Source organism: Streptomyces sp. NPDC090083, from assembly GCF_044747445.1.
Classification (GTDB): Bacteria; Actinomycetota; Actinomycetes; order Streptomycetales; family Streptomycetaceae; genus Streptomyces.
This window is the reverse complement of the sequence record NZ_JBIVED010000004.1, coordinates 17,806-29,109: the sequence shown is the minus strand read 5'-3', so window position 1 is coordinate 29,109 and position 11,304 is coordinate 17,806. Positions and strand designations below refer to the sequence as shown.

1 protein-coding gene is annotated in these 11,304 nt (G+C 74.5%); it reads left to right on the top strand.

The annotated features are described in order from the left end of the window. Positions 1-56: 56 nt before the first annotated feature. Positions 57-11,294: a type I polyketide synthase gene (locus ACIPTO_RS15735; RefSeq protein ID WP_401192160.1), complete on the top strand. Its 11,238-nt coding sequence runs from the start codon at positions 57-59 to the stop codon at positions 11,292-11,294. The last annotated feature ends 10 nt before the right edge of the window (positions 11,295-11,304 follow it).

The window sequence follows — 11,304 nt, the reverse complement described above, 5'->3', positions numbered from 1 at the left end:
GGTCCCTCCGCACGCAACCGACATCCCGGCCCGCCCGGTTCAAGGAAGTGACACACGTGGCTGACGACGACAAGTACGTGGAATACCTCAAGCGGGTCACGGCCGAGTTGCGGCAGACCCGTCGCCAGCTGCGCGATGTGGAGGAGAAGAGCCGCGAGCCCATCGCGATCGTCTCGATGAGCTGCCGATTCTCCGGCGGGATCGAGACCCCGGAGGACCTGTGGGAGCTGGTCGACGCGGGCGGCGACGGCATCGGACCGCTGCCCGACGACCGCGGCTGGGACATCGAGGACCGCTACGACCCCGACCCCGACACCCCGGGCACCTTCTCCACCCGTGAGGGCGGCTTCCTGCGTGACGCGAGCGCGTTCGACGCCGGGTTCTTCGGCATGAGCCCCCGGGAGGCACTCGCCACCGACCCCCAGCAGCGGCTGCTCCTCGAGGCGTCCTGGGAACTCCTGGAACGGGCCCGGATCCGTCCGGCCGGCCTGCGGGGCAGCGCCACCGGCGTGTTCGTCGGGGCGGCGAGCTCCGGCTACGGGCAGGGCCCGGTGGAGGTTCCCGAGGAGGTCCACGGGCTGATGCTGGCGGGCAACGCCACCTCAGTCGCCTCGGGCCGCATCGCGTACGTGCTCGGCCTGGAGGGCCCCGCCGTCACCGTCGACACCGCGTGCTCGTCGTCGCTGGTGGCCCTGCACTGGGCGGTCCAGGCGCTCCGGTCCGGCGAATGCGACCTCGCCATCGCGGGCGGAGTCTCCGTGATGGCGACGCCCGGACTGCTGTTCGAGTTCAGTCGGCAGCGTGGCCTCGCCCCCGACGGCCGCTGCAAGGCGTTCTCCGACGACGCCGACGGCACGGGCTGGTCCGAGGGCGTCGGACTGCTGCTGGTGGAGCGGCTGTCCGACGCCCGCCGCAACGGTCATCCCGTCCTCGCGGTGGTCCGCGGTTCGGCCGTCAACCAGGACGGCGCCTCCAACGGCCTGACCGCCCCCAACGGCCCCTCCCAGCAGCGCGTGATCGAACAGGCCCTGCTCAACGCCGGGGTGACCGCGGCCGACGTCGACGCCGTCGACGCCCACGGCACCGGCACCACGCTCGGCGACCCGATCGAGGCCCAGGCACTCCTCGCCACGTACGGACGCGCCAAGGACGCCGAGAACCCGCTGCTGCTCGGCTCCCTGAAGTCGAACCTGGGACACACCCAGGCCGCCGCCGGTGTCGCCAGCGTCATCAAGACGGTGCTGGCCCTCCGGCACGGCCGCCTGCCGCGAACCCTGCACATCACCGAGCCCTCGACCCACGTCGACTGGACGGCGGGCCACGTCCGGCTGCTGACCGAACCCGCCGACTGGCCCGACACCGGGGACCGCCCGCGCCGCGCCGCGGTGTCCTCCTTCGGCATCAGCGGCACCAACGCCCACGCCGTCATCGAAGCGGCCCCCGAGGAGTCCGCCGAGGCCGCGGAGGAGACCGCCGCGGACGAGACCGAGGCGGTCACCCCCGACGCCTCGGCACCGTTGCCCGCCGTCCCGTGGATCCTCTCCGCGCGCAGCGCCGCCGCACTGCGCGGACAGGCCGCCCGGCTCCTCGCGCACGTCGACGGTCCGGCCGCCGGCACGGATGCCCGCGACGTCGCACGCGCCCTCGTCACCACCCGGCAGACCTTCGAGCACCGCGCGGTCGTCCTGGCCGAGGACCGCGCCGCCGCACTGCGGGGACTGGCCGCACTCGCCGACGACGGCCCCGACGCGCGCCCCGGACCGGACGTCGTCACCGGCCGGGTGCTGCGCGGCACGACCGCGTTCCTGTTCTCCGGCATGGGCACCCAGCGTGTCGGCATGGGGCGTGAGCTGTACGCCGCCTTCCCCGTCTTCGCCCGCGCCTTCGACGCGTGCTGCGAGCACCTCGACCCGCTCCTCGGTACCTCCTTGAAGGCCATCGTGCTCGAGGGCGCACAGGGTGCCGACGTACTGGACCGCTCCGACATCCTCCAGCCCGCCGTGTTCGCCGTCGAAGTGGCTCTGTACCGGCTGCTGGAGTCCTGGGGCGTCAGGCCCAAGTACCTCATCGGACACTCCCTCGGTGAGCTGTCCGTCGCACACGTCGCCGGCGTGTGGTCGCTGGCGGACGCCTGCCGTCTGGTCGCGACCCGGGGACGGCTCACGCACTCGGTGCCCAAGACCGGTGCCATGGTCTCCGTCGAAGCCGCCGAGGACGAGGTCGTCCCGCTCCTGGCCGGGCACGGGGGAGCGGTGTCCATCGCCGCCGTCAACGGCGCGCGCGCCACGGTGATCTCCGGATCCGCGGCTGCCGTCGAGGCAGTGGCCGAAGAACTCACCCGCCGGGGCCGGCGCACCCGCCGCCTGCGCATCGACAACGGCTACCACTCGGCTCTCCTGGAGCCGGTGCTCGACGAGTTCCGGTCCGTCGTCGCCGGGGTCACCGCCCACCCGCCGCAGATCACCGTCATATCGAACGTCACGGGCGACGTGGCCACCGCCGACGAACTCGGCTCACCCGACTACTGGGTCCGCCACCTGCGTGAGGGGGTGCGCTTCGCCGACGGGATCTCGTGGCTCGTCGAGCACGGCGTGACGAGGTTCCTCGAAGTCGGCCCCGACAGCACCCTCGTCGCGCTCGCGCAGGAATGCCTGCCCGACGACACCACCGAACGCATCTGCCTTCCCCTCCTGTACAAGGACCGGCGCGAGGTGCCGACGCTGCTCGCCGCGGTCGCGGGGCTGTTCGCCCACGGTGTCGCCGTCGACTGGACCCGACTGCTCGGACCCGCTCCCGGCACACCCGTCGACCTGCCCACCTACGCCTTCCAGCACGACACCTACTGGCTGCCCGCGAGCACCCAGAACCCCGGCGACCTCGCCGGTGCCGGACTCGGCACCGCCGCACACCCGCTGCTGAGCGCCGTCGTACGCGTGGCCGACGACGGACGCATCCTGCTCACCGGGCGCCTGTCCACCCGCAGCCAGCCCTGGCTCGCCGACCACGCCCTCTCCGGCACCGTGCTCCTGCCCGGCACCGCCTTCGTCGAACTCGCCCTCCGCGCGGGCGACGAGGCCGGCTGCGACCTGCTGGAGGAACTCACCCTCGAAGCCCCGCTCGTCCTTCCGGAGCGGGCGGCCGTCCAGCTCCAGATGGTCATCGGGCCTCCCGACTCCTCCGACCGGCGCACGATCGCCGTCTACGCCCGCCCAGGAGAGGCCGAGGGCGCCGACCCGGACGCGCCCTGGACCCGGCACGCCACCGCGACCCTGGCCCGGGGCACCGCCGAACCGTCCTTCGACCTCACCGCCTGGCCCCCGCCGGGGGCGCGTCCGGTGCCGCTCGACGGCTTCTACGCGGCCCTCGCGGACACCGGCTACCAGTACGGGCCCGTCTTCCAGGGCCTGAAGACCGTCTGGCGCCACGACGGCGCCTGGTACGCCGACGTCGAGCTGCCGGAGGCACAGCACAAGGAAGCCGCCCGCTACGGGCTGCACCCCGCACTGCTGGACGCGGCCCTGCACGCGCAGTTGACCGACGCGGAGGGCGACGGCGGCGGTGGCGTCGGTCTGCCGTTCGCGTGGAGCGGGGTGACCCTGCACGCCGTGGGCGCCACGTCTCTGCGCGTCCGGGTCGAGCCCTCCGGATCGAGCGGCGTCTCCCTCCAGGTGGCGGACGCCACCGGACGGCCCGTCGCCACCGTCGGCACACTCGTCTCGCGTGCCGTCGCGGGCGAGGCACTGCAGGCACGGGGACCCGAGCACGGGGCGCTGTACCGGGTGCAGTGGACCCCCGCCGCGACGTCCCGCGCGACCTCGCCCGCCGACGGCCTTCTCCCGCCGCCGGACGGCCGGACGGCCTGGCGGCTGGACACCGGCGGGAAGGGCACCCTGGAGAGCCTGAGGCTCGTGCCCTGCCCCGAGGTCGAGGGACCGCTGGGACCGCACGGCGTGCGCGTGTCGATGCGGGCCGCCGGACTCAACTTCCGCGACGTGCTGATCACGCTCGGCATGGTCCAGGGCGACGGAAGCGCGCTCGGCCTGGAGGGCGCGGGAGTGGTCACCGAGGTCGGCGCCGAGGTGACGCGCGTCGCGCCCGGTGACCGGGTGATGGGCATGTTCACCGGCGCGTTCGGTCCGGTGGCCCTCACCGATGAGCGGCTGATCGCCCGCGTTCCCGGCGACTGGACGTTCATCGAGGCGGCCACGGTGCCGGTCGTCTTCCTGACGGCCTACTACGCCCTGGTCGACCTCGGGTCCGTGCGGCCCGGCCAGTCGGTACTGGTTCATGCCGCGACCGGCGGCGTCGGCTCGGCGGCGGTGCAGCTGGCGCGGCACCTGGGCGCCGAGGTGTACGGGACGGCCAGTCCCGGCAAGTGGGAGGCGCTGCGGGAAGCGGGAGTGCCGCAGGAGCGGATCGCCTCGTCACGCGATCTGGACTTCGTGGAGCGGTTCCTGGACGTGTCCGGCGGCCGGGGCATGGACGCGGTGCTGAACTCGCTCGTCGGTGAGTTCGTGGACGCGTCGATGCGCCTGCTGCCGCGCGGTGGCCCGTTCCTGGAGATGGGCAAGCGGGACGTCAGGGACGCGGCGCAGGTGGCCGCGGAGCACGCCGATGTGCTCTACCGGGTCTTCGACCTGGTGGAGGCCGGTGAGCAGCGGGTCGCGGAGATGCTGGACGCCCTGCTGGAGTTGTTCGACAGCGGCGCGCTGCGGCCGTTGCCGGTCGCTTCCTGGGACGTACGGCAGGCGCAGGGCGCCTTCCTGCACCTCAGCCAGGCCCGGCACGTCGGGAAGGTGGTCCTCACCCTCCCCGGCGCCGACACCGACGCCACTCCGCAGCTCCCGCCCACCGACCACTGGTACGTGGCCGGTGAGGATGTCGCGCTCGACCCCGCCTGGCCGCGCGTCGACGGGCCGGACGCACTCGCCGGGAGCCCCGAGGTGGTCGTCCTGGCCTGTCCGGCCGGACAGGACGGCGATCCCGTCGAGGCCGCCACGCGCATGCTCGGCACCCTCCAGACCTGGCTCGCCGCCGAGCGCGCCGGGGACGCACCGCTCGTCGTCGTCACCCACCGGGCTGTCGCCGCACGCGCCGACGAGGACGTGCCCGATCTCGCCGGCGCCGCCGTATGGGGCCTGGTCCGGTCCGCCCAGAGCGAGAACCCCGGCCGCGTGGTGCTCGTCGACGTCGACGACACTGCTGCCTCCCTCACGAACCTGCCGGTCGCCGTGGCCTCCGGCGCACCTCAACTCGCCCTCAGGAACGGCGAACTGCTCATCCCGAGCCTGGCTCGTGCGATAGGGGCAGCCACCTCTGCCCCGGCGGCGGAGGACAGCGCCGACGGGGAGGTTCCGCACACGGCGGCCGTCTGGGACCCGGACAGCACCGTGCTGATCACGGGCGGAACGGGCGCCCTGGGTGCCCTCGTCGCCCGGCACTTGGTGACGGCCCACGGGGTGCGCAGTCTCGTCCTCGCCTCACGGCGCGGTCCCGACGCCCCCGGCGCCGCCGAACTCACCGCGGAACTCACCGCGCACGGAGCCCACGTACGCGTCGAGGCCTGCGACACCGCCGACACCGGGGAACTGGCCGCCGTACTGGACGGAGTCCCCGCCGACCTGCCGCTGCGCGGTGTCGTGCACACCGCGGGCGTCCTCGACGACGGTGTCCTCGACGCGCAGACCCCCGAACGGCTGGCGCGCGTCCTGCGAGCGAAGGCCACCTCCGCCCTCGCCCTGCACGAAGCCACCCGCACCGCCGATCTGACCGCGTTCGTCCTGTTCTCCTCCGCCGCGGGCCTCCTGGGCGGGGGCGGACAGTCCGGCTACGCGGCCGCGAACACCGTCCTCGACGCGCTGGCCCACCACCGACGCGCCCAGGGCCTGCCCGCGACCTCGCTCGCCTGGACCCTGTGGGCGGACGCCAGCGGCATGACCGGGGGCCTGCGGGACGAGGACCTCCAGCGCATAGCCGCCTCCGGCCTGCCCGCCCTCGCCTCCGAGGACGGCCTGCGCCTGTTCGACGAAGCCCTGCGGACGGACGAGGCGCTGCTCGCCCCGCTGCGAGTCGACCCCGCCGCGCTCCGGACCGCCGCCGCGGCCGGCCGGCTGCCGCTCCTGCTGCACGGACTCGCGCCCGCACCGGTCCGGCGTACCGCGGCCACGGCCACCGCCGAGACACCCGGCTTCGCCGGACGGCTCGCCGGTCTCACGGAGACGGAGCAGGAACGCCTCCTGCTCGCCCTGGTGCAGCGGCACGCCGCCCTCACCCTCGGATACGCCGAGGACAACGCCGTCGGCGCCGACCAGGCCTTCAACGACCTCGGCTTCGACTCCCTCACCTCGGTCGACCTGCGCAACCGCCTCAACGCCGAGACGGGACTGCGGCTGCCCGCCACCCTGCTCTTCGACCACCCGCGGCCCACGGCCCTCGCCCGCCACCTCAGGGAGGAACTCGCCGGCACCGTCGGCACCGCCGTCGACTCGGCCACCGTGACAACCGTCGCGACCGACGACGACCCGGTCGCCATCGTCGGCATGGCCTGCCAGTTCCCCGGAGGCATCGCCTCCCCCGAGGACCTGTGGACCTTCCTGGCCCAGGGCGGCGACGCCATCGCGGGCATGCCCGCCGACCGCGGCTGGGACCTGGACCATCTGTCCGGCCTGCAAGGCGGATTCCTCTACGGGGCCGCCCACTTCGATGCCTCCCTGTTCGGCATCTCTCCCCGCGAGGCGCTGGCGATGGACCCCCAGCAGCGGCTCTTCCTGGAGAGCTCCTGGGAGGTCTTCGAGCGGGCCGGCATCGACCCGCTCACCCTGCGCGGCAGCCGCACCGGCGTGTTCGTCGGCGCCATGGGCTCCGGCTATGGCACCGGGATCTCCGAGATCCCGGAGGGGCTGGAGGGCTACATCGGGCTCGGGGTCGCGGCCAGCGTCCTGTCGGGGCGCGTGGCCTACACCTTCGGTCTCGAAGGACCGGCCATGACCGTCGACACGGCCTGCTCCTCCGCGCTGGTCGCCCTCCACCTCGGCGTCCAGGCGCTGCGGCAGGGGGAGTGCGGTCTCGCCCTCGCCGGCGGTGTCACCGTCATGGCCACCCCCGGCACCTACACCGCGTTCACCGCCCAGAACGGACTGTCCGCGGACGGCCGGTGCAAGGCGTTCTCCGCGGACGCCGACGGCACCGGATTCGCCGAGGGCGTCGGCGTCCTGCTCCTGGAGCGCCTCTCGGACGCCGAACGCAACGGCCACCCCGTGCTCGCCGTCGTCCGCGGCTCCGCGACCAACCAGGACGGCGCCTCCAACGGCCTGACCGCGCCCAACGGACCGGCCCAGCAGAACGTCATCCGGCAGGCCCTGACGGCCGCCGGCCTCACCCCGGCCGACGTGGACGCCGTAGAGGCGCACGGCACGGGGACCAGTCTCGGCGATCCCATCGAGGCGCAGGCGCTGTTCGCCACCTACGGACGGCAGCGGCCCGAAGGCCGGCCGCTGCACCTCGGGTCGGTCAAGTCCAACCTCGGTCACACACAGGCCGCCGCGGGCGCCGCGGGCGTCATCAAGATGGTCATGGCCATGCGTCACGAGGAACTGCCCCGCACCCTCCACGCCGACGAGCCCTCACCCCACATCGACTGGTCCGGCGACACCGTCGAACTGCTCACCGCGTCGCGCCCCTGGCCCGCCGGAACGGGCCGGACCCGCCGCGCCGGCGTGTCCTCGTTCGGCATCAGCGGCAGCAACGCCCACGTCATCCTGGAGGAACCGCCCACGCCACAACCGCTGCCGCAGCGGCCCCGGCCCGCGGACGAACCCCGTGTGTTCGTCCTCTCCGGACACAGCCCGGACGCGCTGCGCGGCCAGGCCGCCCGGCTGCGCACCAGCCTGCTGGCGGAGGAGCCCGACCCGCGCGACCTCGCCCACAGCCTGGCCGCCGGCCGGCGGACCCTGGACCACCGCGCGGTCGTCGTCGCCGCCGACCACACCGAACTCCTCGCCGGCCTCGACGCCGTCGCCCAGGACAGGCCCGCCGACCACACCGTCGTCGCGGCCGCCGGCGCGGGCAGGACCGCGTTCCTCTTCAGCGGCCAGGGCGCTCAACGCGCCCGCATGGGACAGGAGTTGTACGAAGCGCACCCGGTGTACGCGGACGCCTTCGACGCCGTGTGCGCGGAACTGGACCGACACCTGGACGGTCCGCCGCTGCGTGACGTGGTCTTCGCCGCCGAGGGGACGCCGGAGGGGGCGCTGCTCGACCGCACCGCCTGGACACAGGCCTCCCTGTTCGCACTCGGCACCGCCGCGCACGCGCTCGTACGGTCCTGGGGAGTCACGCCCGACCTGCTCATGGGCCACTCGATCGGCGAACTGACCGCCGCACACGCCGCCGGCGTGCTGTCGCTGCCGGACGCCTGCGCGCTCGTCGCCGCCCGCGGCCGGCTCATGCAGGCACTTCCCGAGGGCGGCGCGATGGCCGCGATCGAGGCCACCGAGGACGAGGTGCTCCCGCTCCTCGCCGGCCTGGAGGACCGCGTCGCGATCGCCGCGCTCAACGGTCCCGCGTCCGTGGTCCTCTCCGGTGACACCGACGACGTGGAGCGCCTCGCCGCAGACTTCGCCGCACGCGGCCGCCGGACCCGGCGCCTGCGGGTCAGCCACGCCTTCCACTCCCCGCGCATGGACGCCATGCTGGAGGAGTTCGAACAGATCGCGGCAGGCGTGGCCTACGCGCCGCCCGAGGTGCCCGTGGTCACCAACCTGACCGGCGGCGTCGCCACGCCGGAGGACCTGTGCTCACCGGCCCACTGGGTCCGGCACGTCCGCCAGGCCGTGCGCTTCGCCGACGGGGTACGGACCCTGGAGGCCGAGGGCGTCACCACGTACCTCGAACTCGGCTCCGACGCCACGCTCACCACCATGGTCCGCGACAGCCTCACGGACCCCGCTTCGGCCGACGCCGTGCCCCTGCTGCGGCGCGACGCCTCCGAGCGGACCACCGCCCTTCTCGCCGTCGGCCGCTTGCACGTCCGCGGCCACGGGGTGGACCTGACACGGCTGCGCGACGCCGACGCCCGCGGTGTCGGCCTGCCCACCTACGCCTTCCAGCGCGAGCGCTACTGGCTGGAGCCGGTGACCGCGGTCGTGGAAGGAGAGGACACGCCGTTCTGGGACCTGGTCGAACAGGGCGACCCCGGCGCGCTCGCCACGCGGCTCGACCTCGCCGCCGACGCCCCGCTCAGCGCCGTCCTGCCCGCGCTCGCGACCTGGCGCCACGGCAGGCAGCAGCGGAACGAGGAACTCCGCTGGGACCACCGCGTCGCGTGGCAGCCCGCCCCCGCCCAGAACTCCGCGGCTCTCACCGGACACTGGCTGCTGCCGGTGCCGGACCATCTCGCAGACAGCCTCTGGGCCGCCTCGGTCGCCGACGCGCTCGCCGCGCACGGGGCCCAGGTGACACGGCTGCCCGTCGACTGCGCCACCGCCGACCGCATCACCCTGGCGGCGGACCTCGCCGCGCTCCGCGACGCCGCCGACGGACCGCCCACCGCCGTCCTGTCGCTGCTGGCCGCCGACGAACGCCCGCTGCCCGGACATTCGTCGACACCGGCCGGTCTCGCCGCCACCGTCGCCCTCGTCCAGGCCCTGTCCGAGGACGCGACCGGCGTCACCGCCCCGCTGTGGTGCCTGACCGCGGGCGCCGTCGGAGCCCTCCCCGGCGAGGCGCCCGCCACGCCGGGACAGGCCGCCGTCTGGGGGCTGGGCCGCTCCGCGGCCCTGGAGTACCCGCAGAGCTGGGGCGGTCTGGTGGACCTCCCGGCCGACACGGCGACAGCCGTCCCCGCCGACCTGGCACAACGTCTGTGCGCCGCCCTGACCGCCGCGGACGGTGAGGACCAGCTGGCGGTCCGCCCCTCGGGCACCTTCCTGCGCCGCCTCGTCCGCGTCGAACAGCCGATGGACCCGGGCCCCGCAACCTCCTGGAAGGGCACCGTCCTGGTCACCGGCGGCACCGGCGCGCTCGGCGTGCGCACCGCCGCCTGGCTCGCCGAGCAGGGCGCCACCCGCCTGCTCGTCGCGAGCCGCTCCGGCGGCGACGCCGAGGGCGCGGACCGGCTGCGGGAGGCACTCGCGGGCACCGACGCCGAACTCGTCCTCGTCGCCTGCGACGTCGCCGACCGGGAGGCGCTGTCCGCGCTGCTCACCGAGCACCCCGTGGACGCCGTGGTGCACACCGCCGGCGTCCTGGACGACCGGCTGATCGACACCCTGGACGCCGCGAGCCTGGACACCGTGCTCAGGCCGAAGCTGGCCGCGGCACGCAACCTCGACGAACTCACCCGGGACCGGAACCTGTCGGCGTTCGTCCTGTACTCCTCCGTCTCCGGCACCATCGGCTCCATCGGCCAGGCCAACTACGCCGCGGCCAACGCCTCCCTCGACGCCATCGCCCAGCAGCGCCGCGCCGCCGGACTGCCCGCGACGTCGATCGCCTGGGGCCCGTGGGCAGGCGGCGGCATGGCCACGGAGACCTCCGGCACCGCACAGCGCATGCGGCACAGCGGCATGACCCCGCTCGCCCCCGCACGGGCGGCGCAGGCCGTCGGACGTGCCGTGGCCCGGGGCGAGGCCGTCGTGGCCGTCGCCGATGTGGACTGGGCCCGCTTCGCGCCCGGCTTCACCTCGGCCCGGCGCAGCCCACTGCTGTCGGAACTGCCGGAACTGCGCGACCTCGCCGCCGCGCACTCCGCCGCGGGCGGCCCGGACGCGGCGCGTGAACTGAAGGACCGGCTCGCCGGGATGCCGCCCGCGGAGCAGGTGCGCACCCTGGTCTCCCTGGTGCGCACCCAAGCCGCCGGCGTCCTGGGGCACGCCTCGACCGACAAGGTGGACGCGAGCCGGGCCTTCAACACCCTCGGCTTCGACTCCCTCATGGCGGTCGAACTCCGCAACCGGCTCGGCGCGGCCACCGGGCTCCCGCTGCCCGCGACCCTGCTGTTCGACCAGCCCGACGCGACCGCGGTCGCCGGATACCTGCGTGGCCGGCTGACGAACAGTGCAGACGGCGCCGCCGCGGTCCTCGCCGACCTGGACCGGCTCGACACCGCCCTCGACGAACTGCCCGAGGACGACGCCCGGCGCGACCGCATCGGCGTACGCCTCAAGGCGCTGCTCGCCCGCTGGGACGGCGGTCGCGTGCCCTCCGGCGCCGGGGACGACGTCAGCGACCGGATCAACTCCGCCGCGGCGGACGAGATCTTCGACTTCATCGAGAACGACCTTGGCATCTCCTGAACGCAGGACA